We start from the raw sequence: 16,122 nt of genomic DNA, 5'->3' as shown, positions 1-16,122 counted from the left end.
ATAGAAATAAACAGAGCTGCATATTAACAAAAGAGTAAGGTGATGATATATATGGCAAAAACTTTAAGTACTAGTTTAGCTGAGAATTTAAGTACCATAAAAACTGCTCTAGGAAATAGCAGTGATATTGTTGTAAGGGAATTCATTATAGGTGAAGAAGATAAGATTAAGGCAGCAATGATTTATGTTGATGGGATTACTGATAAGACTTTTATTCAAGAATTTATACTTAAGGCGTTAATGTTTGAAGTAAGAAAAGTAGATTTAAAGGGGGAGGATCTAAGAGAAAAAGGGTGGTTTCAAATCCTAAAGGATTTTTCAATTTCTGTAGCAGATGTTAAAGAAGTAGAGGATATAGATGCCCTTTACCTAGGACTTTCATCTGGAGATACTGTAATTCTTTTGGACAGCTATAATAAAGTTCTTTTAGCCAGTTCAAGAGGAGCACCAGGTAGAGGAGTTAATGAACCTACTTCTCAGACTTTAGTAAGAGGACCAAAGGAAGGGTTTACTGAGACTTTAAGGACAAATACAGCTCTTTTAAGAAAAAGAATTAAAAATAAAAATCTTAGAATTGAAACAGTAGTATTGGGAAAAGAATCAAATACAGATATAGCAATTGTATATATAGATGGACTAGCTGATGAGACCATAGTTAATGATGTGAAAAACAGAATAAATAAAATAGATGTAGACTATATATTAGAAAGTGGTGCTGTTGAAGAGTTAATTCAGGATTCAAAATATAGTATATTTTCAACTGTTTACAATACAGAGAGAGTTGATTCTTTAGCATCAGGGGTATTACAAGGAAGAGTTGGAATTTTAGTTGATGGCACTCCCTTTGCCTTGCTTGTACCTGCACTGTTTGTTCATTTCTTCCAATCCCCGGAGGATTATACTAATGGATTTATTATAAGCAGTTTTATAAGATTATTAAGATATGCAGCTTATTTCATTTCTCTTTTAACACCAGCAGTGTATGTAGCATTATTGGAATATCATCAAGAAATGCTTCCGACACCTTTATTTATTAGTATATTGGCCCAAAGAGAAGGAGTGCCATTTCCTGCTCCTGTGGAGGTTGTTTTATTAGAGATGATTTTTGAGATTTTAAGAGAATCCGCTATAAGAATGCCTAGAATAATAGGAACTACCATTTCTATCGTAGGAGCGTTGGTTCTTGGTCAGGCATCCATTGAAGCAGGAATTTTTTCTCCTATATTAATTATAGCCATAGCTGTAACAGCTATAGCCAATAATATTTCGCCTAGTGTTAATATGGGGATTTCAGCTAGAATGTTAAGATTTATTTTTATACTTTTAGCTTCTGTATTTGGAATACCTGGTATTGGAGTAGGAGGAATTATTCTTTTTACTCACCTTTGCAGCTTAAAATCTTTTGGAGTTCCTTACTTAAGCTCGTTAGCTCCTTTTAAAGTATCAGCTCAGAAAGATACAGCATTAAGATTACCCTCTAATAAAGTACTTAAGCATGAAAAAAATTAACTAAAGAGAAGTAAGGAGTAATAATATGGGTAAAAGAACTTTCTTGATAGTATTAGCTTTTATATTGTCATTATCTTCCACAGGCTGTTGGGGAAGAAAATCTTTAAAAGACCTAAAGCCAATTTTTGCTTTTGGAATTGACAAAAAGGAAGATAAATACTTACTTACTTCACAGATTATAAATGCTTCTGAAATTGCAGCAAAAACAGGAGGGTATACAACACCAATAACTGTATACTCAGCGGAAGGAAGAAGCATATCTGAAGCTTTTAGAAAATTAACAATAAAGGTTCCTAATCAGATGTATTTTGGACACCTTAGGATCTTAGTCTTTGGAGAAGAGGTAGCTAGAGATGGGCTTCATGAAGTTTTAGATTATTTTATGAGAGATCGGGAATCAAGAAATAACTATTATTTATTAGTAGCACAGGGATGTGAAGCTTCAGAAGTGTTAAAGACACTTACTCCTTTAGATAAGATTCCAGCAAATAAAATATCTTCTGCTTTACAAATGACACAAAAGTTTTGGTCTCCTGGTGTAACAATAAAAAAGGTTGAACTATTAAATACTATAAGTGCTGAGGGGAAAGAGCCTGTATTAACGGGAGTATTACTACAAGGAAAAAAAGATATCGGTATGACTAAAAAGAATGTAGAATCATCTGAAGTACCAGCAGCAATTCAGATAGGAACAGTAGCTGTATTTAAAAACGATAAACTTATTGGATGGCTTAATGAAGAACAAAGTTCAGTTATTAATGGTATTCTAGGAAAGATTAAAAATACAATTAGAATAACTTATTATGAAGATATTGCATTAGTAAGCTTGGAAGTTAAAAAATTTAGTTCAAAAATTAGGGTGGTTAATGATGGTGGTAAACCTAAAATTATCGTTAATGAAAAGATTGAAGCTGATATTGCGGAGGTAAATGAGCGTATTGAAATAAAAGATCCCGCAATTATTAAAAAAATCGAACAATTTATGGAAGATGATGTTAGACAAAGAATAGAGAGAGCTATAACTGAAGTTAAGCAGAAGTTTAATTCTGATATATTTGGCTTTGGCAATGAAATACTAAAACAACATCCTAAGCTTTGGAGAGAGGTTAGGAGTACTTGGAATGAACAAGGATTTTCTAAAGTTCCAGTAGAAGTTAAAGTTAAAATTAAAATAGTTGACACAGGTACTATACTAAATCCTATAAAGGGTGAATAACCCAAAAGAGGTGAGGGTATTGAATAATAATTATATTAGTAAGAAACAATTATTTATGATTATGGTTTTGTTTCAATTAGGAAGCTCTGTAGTAGTATTAGGTGTAGGTGCTAGGCAGGATGCATGGATTGCTGTTTTGGTGGGGATGGTAGGTGGGTTGCTGCTATCATTTATATATACATATTTATACATAAAGAATCCGGCTGACATATCCTTTGAAAAAATATTAACTTATTTGTTAGGAAAGAGGTTTGGAGATATAATCACATTTATTTATATTATGTATTTTACATATGTCGTAGCAAGAGTAATTGCTGATATAAGATTTTTGATACATACCACTGTTTTACATGAAACACCTGAGTTAATTTTATCAGTATTTTTAATGCTACCAATGATCTATGCTGCCTATCATGGGGTAGAAGTTATAGGAAGATTGGCAGAGCTATTTTTTCCACTAATTATTATTATATTTTTTTTTATTTATCTTTTTCTAGGTACAGGTGAATCACTTCACTTAGGTAACTTAAAGCCAGTACTAGGTCATGGGTGGGGAATTATTTTTGAAAATGTCTTGAAGGAGACAATGCCCGTGCCTTTTTCAGAGACCATTAACTTTATGAATTTATATCCTAACGTTAAGAAAGAAGAAAAACAAGAAATTAGAAAACCTGTTTTTTTTTCAGTTATTTTTAGTGGAATTATTTTAAGTGCAACTATGGGGGTAAACATTATGGTCAACTCATTGCATGTTTTTGAAAATTTGACCTTTCCTATCTTGACCACTATTGGAACTATAACTATTGGAGAGTTTATTGAAAGATTAGATATATTAGCGATTATAATTCTCATGGTAGTAAATTTTTTTAAGATATTAATATGGCTTTATTCCACCGTTGAGATGTCAATAAGTTTATTTGGTTTATCACTAAAGCATAGACCTAAGATAATATTGTTTATATCAGCAGCAGCTATACTTATGTCTGTTAATCTAGGAAGTATTGTTGAACACTATGAGTTAGGTTCGAAGGTTATACCTCCATATTTCCATGGATCTTTACTAATGGGGGTTCCACTATTATTGATGATTATAGCATTTTTAAAAGATAAAAAGGTATATATAAAAGGGCTAAAATAACTTTTGGTATTTAATAATAATGAGAAGGGAGTTTTGCATGCAGCAAAATTCCTTTTTGCCTTATATAGTCATAAAAAGTCTAATAAAAAATAGAACTTGATGATAATTTATTTGTAAATAAAACAGGTTTTCTATGATATAATTTAGTAAAGTATAAATCAATAAGGAGGGATCTTATGAGATTTGTAATCGTAACAGGTCTTTCAGGAGCTGGTAAAACTGAAGCAACAAGAAGCCTTGAAGATTTAGGATATTTTTGTGTAGATAACTTACCTCCAAAACTCATACCTAAATTTGCAGAAGCCTGTCTTCAAAGTCATGGTAAGATTGATAAGGTAGCTTTAGTTATAGATATTAGAGGTGGAATTTTCTTTGATGATCTTTTTGAAAGTCTTATTTACTTGAAGGAAAATGAATTTAAGTATGAGATACTTTTCCTTGAAGCTTCTGATGAAGTGTTGGTAAAGAGATTTAAAGAGTCAAGAAGAAGCCATCCATTGGCTCCAACAGGCAGAGTAATAACTGGAATAGACGAAGAACGAAAGAAACTTAGAGAATTGAAGAATAGAGCTGATAACTTAATAGATACATCAAGATATGCTATAAGAGATTTAAGAGAGAAGATAAACGTTTTATATGGGGATGGTACACATGAGGAAAAACAGCTTTCTATAACAGTATTATCCTTTGGCTTTAAGTATGGAATACCAACTGATTCGGATTTGGTTTTTGATGTAAGATTTTTACCTAATCCATTCTATATACCAGATCTTAAGCCATTTTCAGGTAATGATGAGCCAGTAAGAAAATATGTTTTAGAGCATGAAGAAACAAAAGGATTTCTTGAAAAACTTGAGGATATGGTTTTATTTCTTATACCAAACTATGTTAAAGAAGGTAAGAGACAACTTATAATATCAATAGGTTGCACAGGTGGAAGACATCGTTCTGTATCTATTGCAAATGCTTTACATGAAAAATTATCTAATGACGGATATAAGTCATCTATAGACCATAGGGATATAAATGAAGATGTAAATAGAGGAGCAAAGAAGCTATGAAACTTATAGATTGGTTAAAACCAGGCATAAAGGTTAAGAGGTGGATACTTTATGCCATATTAGGAATACTGATAATATCTTTTGGTCTTAATGAACTTGTGCAGCATAGAGTTTATAATATCTCCTATAAGATATTTTTTATATTCTTAAATATAACTGGTATATTTGTCATATATGTTTCAGTTACGGAAGGTATGAAGTCTATTATAGCTCTTATAAACAAAGGATATATAAAGGTTTCCTTTGATAATGAAAAGATTGAAAATCTTATATATGAAAAAAGACTATTAGTTAAAGGACCAAAGATTGTTGTTATAGGTGGAGGAACAGGGCTTTCCACAATGTTAAGAGGATTAAAGTACTATACCTCTAACATAACAGCTATAGTCACTGTAGCTGATGATGGTGGTGGTTCTGGAGATCTTAGGCAAGATTTAGGAATACTCCCACCTGGAGATATAAGAAACTGTATTCTTGCTCTTGCAGATACAGAACCTCTTATGGAGGAACTACTTCAATATAGGTTTAAGGGAGGAAGATTAGAAAATCAAAGCTTTGGTAATCTATTTTTAGCTGCTATGGATGGTATATCAGAAACCTTTGAAGATGCTGTACAAAAGATGAGTTCTGTACTAGCTGTAACCGGAAAAGTACTTCCTGTTACCCTAGAAAACATGAAACTTAAAGCAGAATTAGAAAATGGCAATATTATCGAGGGTGAATCCTTAATTCCAGAAGAGGCATTAAATCAAAAAAGTAAGATTAAAAAATTAACTATAGTTCCAGAGGATGCAAAACCTTTAGCAGATGCTTTAACTGCAATAAGGGAAGCAGATGCTATAATATTAGGACCAGGAAGTCTTTATACTAGTGTTTTACCTAATATGCTGGTTAAAGATATTAAGGCAGCAGTAGGAAAGAGTAAGGCATATAAGATTTATGTTTCTAATATTATGACACAACCAGGAGAGACAGATGGATTTAAGGCTTCAGGTCATGTTAAAACTATCATAGATTACTGTGGAAAAGAAGCTGTAAATTGTATAATAGCTAATGTAGACAACATACCTGATGAACTTAGACAAAAGTATTTAGAGGACGGTTCAGAGGTTGTTGAATTAGATGAAGAAGTTTTAGAAAAACTAGATATAGATGTAGTTAAAGTTAATCTTGCTAATATAAGAAATGGGTTAATTAGACATGATTCTGAACACCTGGCAGAGGTGTTGATGGAAACTATAATGGAGAACAAACTTTTATACGACAGAAAAAAGATACTGGAGTATATGTACTTATCACAGCGCATTAAGAACAAAGTGAGGAAGTAAGGTAGTAAGGAAGGAGCATATATGTCATTTTCATCGAAGGTAAAAGGAGAGATTTGTAGATATACTGAATTAACTAGAGAAGAAGCTTTAGCAGAGATTTCTGCAATTATGAAGGTAAGTGGAACATTAGCCTTCAGTGGAAGACAGATAAGTTTTAGGATTACAACAGAAAATCCAGCATCTGCAAGATTGATGTTTACGTTATTAAAAGACCACTTTGATATTCATTCAAAGTTAATGGTTAAAAAGAGCAATTCGTTAAAGAAAAATAACATTTATATGGTTCTAATTACTGAGGAAATGGGAGTTAAAGAGCTTTTAAAGGAAACAGGAATATTAATGGAAATTGATGGAATAATGACCTTGGATTATAGAATAGATCAAGAAGTTGTATCATCAGAAGAAAATGCAAGAACTTATATTAGAGGTGCTTTTATAGGTGGTGGAAGCATAAGTAATCCAGAAAAAACCTACCACCTTGAATTTGTTACTCATTCCATAGAATATGCAGAGGATTTAAGCAAGCTTATAAATAGGTTTGGATTAAATTCAAAAGTGATTCAAAGAAAGAGCAGTTTTATTGTTTATCTAAAAGAAGGAGAACAAATAGTTGATCTATTAAATATAATAGGAGCGCACACGTCACTCTTAGAACTTGAAAATATAAGAATTATGAAGGAAATGAGAAACAATGTAAACAGACTTGTTAACTGTGAAACGGCAAACTTAAGTAAAACAGTTAATGCAGCTGTGAGACAGGTTGAGAGCATAAAACTTATTCAAAATGAAATAGGACTTGCTAGATTGCCTAAGAACTTAAGAGAAATCGCTGAACTTAGACTTTCATATCCAGATGAATCACTGAAGGAGTTAGGCGAAATGCTTGATCCTCCTGTAGGCAAGTCTGGAGTAAATCATAGGCTTAGAAAGATAGAGAAAATTGCTGAAGAGTTAAGAACAGGAAAAATATAGAGTAATAACATAGGGGGCTATTTTATGTTTACGCACATAGTATTTTTTAAGTTAAAGGAAGCTTCAGAGGAAAATATTCAAAAGGCAAGGAAAATCCTTGAAAGTATGAGAGGACAAATCCCAGAATTAAAGGATATTGAAGTTGGAGTAGACGTTATAAAAAGTGAAAGAAGCTTTGATATAGCTTTAATAACAAGATTTGATTCAAGAGAAGATTATCAAAAATATGCAGTTTGTGACTTTCATGTAAATAATGTTCTGCAGTTTATAAGACCAATGTGTGAATGTTCAAAGACTGTAGATTATGGGGTATAAAAAGTTTAAAATAGAAAGTTTTAATGATAAGAGAAATATCTTAACATTAAAACTTTTTTTATTTGTTGCCATTTAATAAAAAAGTTCACTATGCGGATTGTGTTATAAGTTATCCATAACTTGACGATTATATAAATTCCTATAGAGCAAAAAAAAAACTCGGTAAAGCGTAGAAGAGCTCAATGCCTGTCTAATTTAATTTGTATATATTGAGACTAACCCCTATATTTTGAATTTATGTTAAAATTAGAGGGGGTGTTAATAATTAATAAATGTAAGGGTGATTACTATGAATGAATTGCGTAATGATTTAATAAATAAAAGACAGGTTATAATTGCTAAAGAGAGAGGCAAAAGGCCTATGGATTTTAAGGAAGAGGAGGTTTCTTTAGAAAAAGTATTAAAGAAAATAGATTGCCCTTTTTGTGAAGGTAATGAAGAAGAAACTCCTTTGGCGGTTTTGACTATGGGAGACCCTTGGAATGTACGAGTATTTCCTAATAAATATCCTGTAGTTACTCTAGAGGGAAGTGGAATAAAGGGCTATCATTATGTAGTAGTAGAAGGAAGAGATCATTGCAAAAGTATATCAGAATACTCTAATGAAGAACTTAAAGAAATTCTTCAGGCTTATAAGATAATGGTTCAGCAATGCTTTGAGGATGAAGATATAAAATACATTCAAATATTGAAAAATTATAAGAGGGGGGCGGGAGCTTCTTTGGAGCACCCTCATTCTCAGATAATTGCGCTTAATGTGATTCCAGATGGAAAAGCTCAAAGAGAGAAATGCCTTTTATGCGAGGAAGTTGAGAAGGAATTTGAAGAAAAAGTTCGTGTTATAGATAGCGAAGGTGATTTTATTGCTTATGCTCCTTATGGTTCTGCTTTTCAATATCAAATAAGAATAGTACCACAGTGTCATAAAAGTTCCTATCATTTAGAATTTAAGGATAATGATTTTGACGAATTAACTATACTACTTAAGAGACTTTTTAAATCTATAAACCAAGCTATAGGGGATATTCCTATGAATATATGCTATCACTTTTCTAAGGATAGGGAATTAACTACTCATTTTTATATAGAAATCATACCAAGATTAAGTTTTCAGGCTGGTTTTGAACAGGGCTCAGGTGTATTTATAAATACAGTAGCGCCAGAGGATGCAGCTTTACTCCTAAGGAAGTTTATTTAAATCCTTACTCTGTCTAAGAGGTGAGTGATTCTTTTGTATAAGAAAGTTTACTATTATTTTTCAGCCTACTTTGTAGGAAGCTTTATTACTTAAGATTTAAAGCATATGTTCAGAAGTTGGGTATGTTTTACTAAAAAAAGAACGGGTATTAGGATGGGGGTTTTTCTCATATACAGATTAATTTCTTCGAGGTATAATTATATATATTTTTTAGGAAGGGAGTGAGATATAGTATTGAGTGGTAAAAAATTTACACATCTTCACCTCCATACAGGGTATAGTCTTCTTGATGGCTCTGGTAAAATACCTGATATAATAGCAAAAGCTAAAGAGCTTGGAATGGATAGTATTGCAATTAGTGATCATGGAGTGATGTATGGATGCGTTGATTTTTATAAGGCAGCAAAAGAGGCTGGAATAAAGCCAATTTTAGGCTGTGAGATATATGTAGTTCCAAAGTCTATGTATATCAAGCGCAATGATAGAGATAATGAAACTCATCATCTTGTACTTCTTGTAAAGAACGAGACGGGATATAAAAACCTTATGAAGATAGTTTCTAAGGCTTCCATAGATGGCTTTTACTACAAGCCAAGGATTGATCATGACTTTTTAAGAGAACATAGTGAAGGCCTTATAGCTCTTAGTGCTTGTCTTGGAGGAGAGATTCAATCAAGCCTTTTAGCAGACAATATAAATAAAGCTAAGGAAGCAGCTCTTTTTTATAAAAGTACCTTTAAGGATGGTTTTTACCTTGAACTTCAGTACCATGGTATGGAGGAGCAAAGAAAGGTAAACAACATGGTGATTGAACTTGCTAAGGAACTTGATATTCCTCTTGTAGCTACTAATGATGTTCACTATATAGAAAAGAAGGATTCTCGTTCTCATGATATACTCCTCTGTATTCAAACTGGAAAGACCATAGATGAAGAAAATAGAATGAGGTATCCATCAGATCAGTTCTATTTAAAGTCTCCTGAAGAGATGTGGGATATGTTTTCATATGTGCCAGAAGCTTTGGAGAATACAGTGAAGATTGCGGAACAGTGTGATTTTGATTATGATTTCCACAAATCTAAGCTTCCAAAATTTCCTCTTCCAGAAGGGGTAGATCCCTTTGATTATCTTAGAGAAACCTGTTTTAAGGGTTTAATTGAAAGATATGAAATATTTAAGGAATTTTTAAAGAGGCCTTTCGATTTAGATAAGATAATTAGCTTTGGTAAGGTTAGTGAAGAAGCAAACTTATATATAGAAAGACTTGATTACGAGCTTTCAGTGATAAAGCAGATGGGGTATGTAGATTACTTTCTCATAGTATGGGACTTTATGAGATATTCAATGGAAAATGGTATCCCCATAGGTCCTGGAAGAGGGAGTGCAGCAGGTTCAGTAGTAGCATATACCTTAGGAATAACAAAGATTGACTCCATAAAATACAGCTTGCTCTTTGAGCGTTAATGGTGGCGCTCATAAAACTGGGTGAAATGCTGGAAGGCTAAACTATTTAATATAGCATGCTAATCAGCAGCCAAGTCTGGGAAAGGCATAAAGGTACCAGAACGGTTCAGAGACTAGAGTGATGAATAGCTAAGTAATAAATCATTCCACGAGAGCCCAGCTTGTCAATGCGAAAATATGTTTGCATAAACTTTTGATTTTAGAGAATAATAAGAGTAATTATTTTCCATTGATAAGATGATATAGTCCAATCTGAGTTGGAATTGACCAATTGATGAAAATGAGGGAAACCTCCAGAGCATGGGATAAAGAGCCTATGGATAATAACTAATGTTCCTAAATCCTGAAAGAGTAAGTATGCCAGATTAAATATCAACTATAAATAATGTAAATGAAACTTCAACTATATATCTTGATAGAAAGATGAAGAAATATGAAGATTTAAAGAAACTTTTTTATAGTTGATGTTAGTCGTGCACAGTAGAAATATTGTGCTTAAAGAGCCTCGAATTGCGGGAAAATCCTGAGAGCTCTGTGAACCACAGCATAAGGTTGAGATGATATCTAGGTGCGATGGTGGCTTGACCATAAAAATCACAGAGATTTGAGGTAGTCAGACTCTACTGGATAACCACGCAGCCAATCCTTGAAGAGAGGACGGTTCAACGACTAGTGCAAGGGCACGTAGGGGTACTTATGTACTTCGAAGCGGGGCAACCTAAACCGTGAAGGTCGGTAGGTGAAGATATAGTCTATACCCACTATGAAAAGTAGTGTTAAAGTATCTTGAAAAAGAGGGTAAAATAGATTGATTCTGACTTCTGTTATGAAAGACGTCAAGACGTTATTGATTATGTAGTAGATAAATATGGAGTTGAAAATGTATCACAGATAATAACCTTTGGTACTATGGCAGCTAGAGCTTGCATAAGAGATGTAGGAAGAGCAATGAATTATTCCTATGCAGAGGTTGATAAGATTGCAAAGATGATACCTTCTGTACTAGGAGTAACTATAGATAAGGCGCTGTCTTTAAATCCAGAGTTAAAACAGATTTATGATAGTGATGAAAGGATAAAAGAACTTATAGATGTTAGTAAGGACCTAGAAGGGCTTCCAAGACACTCCTCTACACACGCAGCAGGGGTAGTTATAGCATCAAGACCGTTGGTTGAATATGTTCCTCTACAAAAGAATGAAGAAAATATAGTAGCTCAATTTGATATGAATACTTTGGAAGAGCTTGGACTATTAAAGATGGACTTCCTTGGCCTCCGTACGTTAACAGTTATGAAGGATGCTGTAGAGATGGTTAAGCAAAATAGAGGAATTGATATAGACTTAGATAAAGTTAATTTTGATGATAAAGAAGTCTATAAGATGCTGGGGGAAGGAAAAACTGTTGGCGTATTTCAGCTTGAATCAGCAGGGATGACTTCCTTTATGAAGGAATTAAAGCCTGATTCACTAGAAGATATTATAGCAGGAATATCCCTTTACAGACCAGGTCCAATGGCAGAAATACCAAGATATATTGAAAATAAGAGACGTCCTGAGAAAATAACATATTTAACACCACAACTTGAACCAATATTAAAGGTCACGTATGGGTGCTTGGTCTATCAAGAACAGGTAATGGAGATAGTTAGAAAACTTGGGGGTTATTCCCTTGGGAGAAGTGACCTTGTAAGAAGAGCTATGTCTAAGAAAAAACACAAGGTTATGGAAGAGGAGAGAAAGAACTTTATTTACGGAATTGTAGATGAAGATGAAAATGTTCAAGTACCAGGATGTTTAAGAAATGGAATTTCAGAAGAGATTGCCAATAAAATATTTGATTCCATGATGGACTTCGCAAGTTATGCATTCGTAATTTAATAACCATAGGTATATTTTCCAAGTATCATCTTATCATATAGTTAGCTCTATTAATGAGGTGATTTTATGGTAGCAACAAAGAAGATACATTATAGAAATCTTACAGAAGATTTAAAGAAGAAAATAATAAATATTTATTATGATAGAAAAGAACTCACATTTGTAGAGATTTCAGACTTACTTGGAGTTTCTGAAGGATCAGTTGCTAGAGTTTTAACTGAAAGTGGTATTAATACAAAAAGAAAAAACCGCTATACATTGAATGAGGAGTATTTTAATATTATTGATGATGAAAACAAGGCATATATTTTAGGATTATTATATGCAGATGGTTATGTAGGAGACAATCACTTTAATAACTTTGTATTACAGTTAAAGGATAGAGATATAAAAGGATAGAGATATAATAGAAAGAATAAAAGATATTATAGGTTTTACTGGGGAAATAAGAAAAAGTAAAAAAGGTGGATTTGAAAACTCGAAGGGTGGATACGTATTAAATTTTTCATCTGAAAAAATGTGTAGTGATTTAAGAAAATTAGGGGTTGTACCCAATAAGTTATTCCTAATAAGTAAAGTGCCACAGATACCAGATTATTTAATTAGACACTTTATACGTGGGTATTTTGATGGTGATGGATCAATCTTTTCATCACACAACACATCATATTTTAAAAGAAATGGGATTGTAAAAAAATATCAATATAAAATATATGCTTTTTCAATGTTAGGTACAACTGAATTCTTAAAAGATGTTATAGATTTTTTACCAGCTAATCATTATTCAATACGAGATACAAAGACTAATGAAATTAAAGAGTTAAGAATAAGTGCAAAATGTGAGTTTAATTTATTGTTTGATTATCTATATAATGATTCTACAATTTGTTTAGAAAGAAAATATAACAAGTGGTTAGAAATAAAGAGTGCCTTTACAAAGTGATTTGTAAAGAAAACAGGGTGAATTGCGGGGAAGACCTTAGAGGCTTAAGTACTAACTTATGCTAGTAATAGATATAAGGGCAAGAGGTAATTCTCAAGGTAAAGTAAAAAGCTTAAGGATTGGTTTATCCGCAGCCAAGCCGACTAGTAATAGGCGGAAGGTTCAGAGACTAGGTTATGGAATCCTAATCAAAATATTATTTTGATGGATGGTAAAAACCCACGAGTGCCCTGTACCCATAATAATATAATGGGTAATGATATAGTCCGATCTCTATAGAAATATGGAGTTTAGGGTTAAATTCCCTAATTTAACACTATATGTCAATAAATCACATGCAGCAGCCTATGCAGTAGTAGGCTTTCAAACTGCATATTTAATGCGATATTTCCCAACGGAGTATATTGCAGCGATGTTAAATTCTGTTATGGGATCAAGTGAAAAGGTAGCCTTTTACATAAGCTTTGCAGAAAGTCTTGGAATACAGGTGCTTCCACCAGATATTAACGAGAGTTATACAAAGTTTACTGTTAAAGGTGATACTATAAGATTTGGATTGGCAGCTATAAAGAATGTTGGAATAAATGTAGTTGAAAGTATTGTTAAGAGCAGAGAGGAAAAGGATGTATTTGAATCCCTTATGGATTTCTGCAATAAAATAGATTTATCAACTATAAACAAGAGGGCTGTTGAAAGTTTAATAAAAGCAGGTACATTTGATAGTTTTAAAATCTACCGTTCAAAGCTTTTAGCGGTATATGAGAAAATTTTAGATGGAATAATAAATCAGAAGAAAAGAAATGTAGAAGGTCAGATTAGCTTGTTTGGAGGATTGGATTCTGAAATTAAAGTTCCTGAATTTCAATATCCAGATATAAAGGAATTTGATAAGAAGTATCTTCTTGCAATGGAAAAAGAAATGACGGGACTTTATATCAGTGGTCACCCTCTTGATGAATATACTCAGAGCCTAAAACTCCAGACAACAACGCAAATAGATAAAATTTTAAGTTCTAATAATCAGATACTAGAGGATGAGCATGATGAAGATCAAGTTGCTTCAACTGTTAATGAAGTAGCACTTATAAACGATGGTGAAAGAGTTGTACTTGGCGGAATAATAGCAGAAGTTTCAAGAAAAGTAACTAGAAATAACACCATAATGGCTTTTATGAAGCTAGAAGACCTTACAGGGGTTATCGAGGTAATAGTATTTCCTAAAACATTGGAGAAAGTAAATCTTCTTATTAATCCTGATCATTTAGTGGTGATAAGGGGAAGAGTAAGTATTAAAGAAGATGAACTTCCAAAGCTTATATGTGAAGATATTCAGCCTTTAGAAAAGATAAATACATCAAAAGTTTATATAAGAGTAGAAGATAAAAATGTAGCTAGGGATGTAATTAAGTTGTTAAAGCAATTGCTAGAACCATATAAAGGGGATACTCCAATATATATTTTTACTTCAAAAGAGAAGCAGAACTTCAGGCTAGTAAGAGAAATGTGGGTATCTTTAGAAAGTGGTGTTGTTGAATTTTTAGTAAATCAATTTGGGGTAGATAATGTTAAGGTAATAGATTAAACTCAAGGGTAAACCTTGAGTTTTTCTTTTTAACAATTGAATAACTAAAACAATTAAAAGCAGTCAGCAATAATCAACAATAATCAACAATAATCAAAAATAATCAAACATTATAGACTTAATAAATTCTACAAAAAATATTTGTAAAAAGTACAAAAAAAGTATATGATTTTTAGTAATATATACAATATTCGATTTTTTTTTAATAATATATAAAATAATTATAAAAAGGACATAATAAAATCGTAGTAATATGAAATATTTTGTCAGAAAAATAGTCTTTTTTAGACAATATATTGAAAATTAAGAAAATACTCGATAAAAATTACATAAAAGACGATAAATAAAGGTTATTTGCACGAAAAAGGAAAAGTTTAAAGTTGAAAAATTAAGATAATTTAGGTAAAATTAATGTATTAGTAAATGTGGGTAAGATTTAGCACGTGTGGGACTACAAATGTCCCAAAAGTGTAGAGGAGGAAGTATTATGAAAAAGATTGCTGTTTTAACAAGTGGAGGAGATGCACCAGGAATGAACGCTGCAGTAAGAGCGGTAGTAAGAATGGCTTTGCATAATGGGCTAGAAGTAATGGGTGTTAAGAGAGGCTATGCAGGGTTAATTAGTGGTGAACTTTTCAAAATGGATAGAAGTAGTGTATCAGATATTATTCACAGAGGTGGTACAATCCTTAGAACTGCTAGATGTGAAGAATTTAGAACTGAAGAAGGAAGAAAGAAAGCAGCAAATATATTGAAAGCTTATGGAGTAGATGCTCTTGTAGTTATAGGTGGAGATGGATCATTTACTGGAGCTAAGCTTTTATCAAAACTTGGAGTTAAGACTATAGGATTACCAGGTACTATAGATAATGATTTAGCATATACAGACTACACAATAGGATTTGATACTGCTTTAAATACAGTGGTAGATGCAATAAACAAATTAAGAGACACTTCAACTTCTCATGAAAGAGTATCAGTTATTGAGGTTATGGGAAGACACTGTGGAGATTTAGCTTTATATGCTGGTATTGCAGGTGGAGCAGAAGCTATCGTAGTTCCAGAAAAGGAATTTGATAGAGATGAACTTTGTAAAACAATACTTGAAGGAAAAACTACAGGAAAGATGCACAACCTAGTAATGTTAGCTGAAGGTGTAGGTGGAGCAGAGGAGTTAGCAAAATATATTGAAGAAGTTACAGGTTTAGAAACAAGAGCTACTATCCTTGGTCATATTCAAAGGGGTGGAAGTCCATCTGTTTTTGACGTAGTATTATCTTCAAAAATGGGAGCTAGAGCTGTTGAGCTGCTTTTAGAAGGAAAAACTTCTAGAGTTGTTGGTATAAAGGACAACCAAATAATGGATGAAGATATAGATGAAGCTTTAGCTATGGAAAGAAAGTTTGATGATAAGCTATATGAAATAGCTACTGCACTTTCATATTAATCAGTTAAATACATGTCATAATAATGGTGTGTTTAAATATAATAAATTTGTTGTATATTTTGGGGTTGGAT

Annotated in this window: 11 protein-coding genes and 3 pseudogenes; all 14 read left to right on the top strand. The window is 32.5% G+C overall.

Annotated elements, in window-relative coordinates:
- Positions 1–51: 51 nt before the first annotated feature.
- Positions 52–1,509, top strand: coding sequence for a spore germination protein (locus CPJCM30710_RS04370; RefSeq protein WP_212902961.1), 1,458 nt, complete (start codon positions 52–54; stop codon positions 1,507–1,509).
- 25 nt (positions 1,510–1,534) lie between these two features.
- Positions 1,535–2,725, top strand: coding sequence for a Ger(x)C family spore germination protein (locus tag CPJCM30710_RS04365; protein WP_212902960.1), 1,191 nt, complete (start codon positions 1,535–1,537; stop codon positions 2,723–2,725).
- Positions 2,726–2,744: 19 nt separating this feature from the next.
- Positions 2,745–3,863: a GerAB/ArcD/ProY family transporter gene (locus CPJCM30710_RS04360; protein ID WP_212902959.1), complete on the top strand. Its 1,119-nt coding sequence runs from the start codon at positions 2,745–2,747 to the stop codon at positions 3,861–3,863.
- Between the two features lie 176 nt (positions 3,864–4,039).
- Positions 4,040–4,924: an RNase adapter RapZ gene (rapZ, locus tag CPJCM30710_RS04355; RefSeq protein ID WP_212902958.1), complete on the top strand. Its 885-nt coding sequence runs from the start codon at positions 4,040–4,042 to the stop codon at positions 4,922–4,924.
- Positions 4,921–6,252, top strand: coding sequence for a gluconeogenesis factor YvcK family protein (locus CPJCM30710_RS04350; protein WP_212902957.1), 1,332 nt, complete (start codon positions 4,921–4,923; stop codon positions 6,250–6,252). The genes rapZ and CPJCM30710_RS04350 overlap by 4 nt, the downstream gene beginning before the upstream one ends.
- Positions 6,253–6,273: 21 nt before the next feature.
- Positions 6,274–7,224, top strand: coding sequence for a DNA-binding protein WhiA (gene whiA, locus CPJCM30710_RS04345; protein WP_212902956.1), 951 nt, complete (start codon positions 6,274–6,276; stop codon positions 7,222–7,224).
- A 24-nt stretch (positions 7,225–7,248) separates the two neighbouring features.
- A complete protein-coding gene (locus CPJCM30710_RS04340; protein WP_212902955.1) occupies positions 7,249–7,539 on the top strand; it encodes a Dabb family protein in 291 nt (96 codons plus the stop codon).
- Between the two features lie 289 nt (positions 7,540–7,828).
- Positions 7,829–8,737 carry a galactose-1-phosphate uridylyltransferase gene (locus CPJCM30710_RS04335; protein ID WP_212902954.1) on the top strand — a complete coding sequence of 303 codons (909 nt, stop codon included), beginning with the start codon at positions 7,829–7,831 and terminating at the stop codon, positions 8,735–8,737.
- Positions 8,738–8,971: 234 nt separating this feature from the next.
- Positions 8,972–10,198, top strand: a pseudogene (dnaE, locus tag CPJCM30710_RS04330) (DNA polymerase III subunit alpha); the annotation flags it as partial.
- 810 nt (positions 10,199–11,008) lie between these two features.
- Positions 11,009–12,070, top strand: a pseudogene (dnaE, locus tag CPJCM30710_RS04325) (DNA polymerase III subunit alpha); the annotation flags it as partial.
- 75 nt (positions 12,071–12,145) lie between these two features.
- Complete coding sequence (locus CPJCM30710_RS04320) at positions 12,146–12,478, top strand: hypothetical protein (RefSeq protein WP_212902952.1); 333 nt, start codon at positions 12,146–12,148, stop codon at positions 12,476–12,478.
- Positions 12,479–12,596: 118 nt separating this feature from the next.
- Positions 12,597–13,022, top strand: a complete 426-nt coding sequence (locus CPJCM30710_RS04315; protein WP_212902951.1) for a hypothetical protein — start codon at positions 12,597–12,599, stop codon at positions 13,020–13,022.
- A gap of 325 nt (positions 13,023–13,347) precedes the next feature.
- Positions 13,348–14,604: pseudogene (locus CPJCM30710_RS04310) on the top strand (helix-hairpin-helix domain-containing protein); the annotation flags it as partial.
- Positions 14,605–15,091: 487 nt separating this feature from the next.
- Positions 15,092–16,051 (top strand): 6-phosphofructokinase, encoded by a 960-nt coding sequence (pfkA, locus tag CPJCM30710_RS04305; RefSeq protein ID WP_212902949.1) that lies wholly within the window; start codon positions 15,092–15,094, stop codon positions 16,049–16,051.
- Positions 16,052–16,122: the final 71 nt, after the last annotated feature.

Source organism: Clostridium polyendosporum (genome assembly GCF_018332455.1).
GTDB classification, from domain to species: domain Bacteria; phylum Bacillota; class Clostridia; order Clostridiales; family Clostridiaceae; genus Clostridium_AY; species Clostridium_AY polyendosporum.
This window is presented reverse-complemented; position numbering and strand designations above follow the sequence as displayed.

Coding starts and splice junctions, on each gene's coding strand:
- CPJCM30710_RS04320 (WP_212902952.1), top strand. CDS start 12,146: ATGGTAGCAACAAAGAAGATACATTATAGAAATCTTACAGAAGATTTA.
- CPJCM30710_RS04315 (WP_212902951.1), top strand. CDS start 12,597: ATGTGTAGTGATTTAAGAAAATTAGGGGTTGTACCCAATAAGTTATTC.
- rapZ (WP_212902958.1), top strand. CDS start 4,040: ATGAGATTTGTAATCGTAACAGGTCTTTCAGGAGCTGGTAAAACTGAA.
- CPJCM30710_RS04340 (WP_212902955.1), top strand. CDS start 7,249: ATGTTTACGCACATAGTATTTTTTAAGTTAAAGGAAGCTTCAGAGGAA.
- CPJCM30710_RS04350 (WP_212902957.1), top strand. CDS start 4,921: ATGAAACTTATAGATTGGTTAAAACCAGGCATAAAGGTTAAGAGGTGG.
- CPJCM30710_RS04335 (WP_212902954.1), top strand. CDS start 7,829: ATGAATGAATTGCGTAATGATTTAATAAATAAAAGACAGGTTATAATT.
- CPJCM30710_RS04365 (WP_212902960.1), top strand. CDS start 1,535: ATGGGTAAAAGAACTTTCTTGATAGTATTAGCTTTTATATTGTCATTA.
- whiA (WP_212902956.1), top strand. CDS start 6,274: ATGTCATTTTCATCGAAGGTAAAAGGAGAGATTTGTAGATATACTGAA.
- pfkA (WP_212902949.1), top strand. CDS start 15,092: ATGAAAAAGATTGCTGTTTTAACAAGTGGAGGAGATGCACCAGGAATG.
- CPJCM30710_RS04370 (WP_212902961.1), top strand. CDS start 52: ATGGCAAAAACTTTAAGTACTAGTTTAGCTGAGAATTTAAGTACCATA.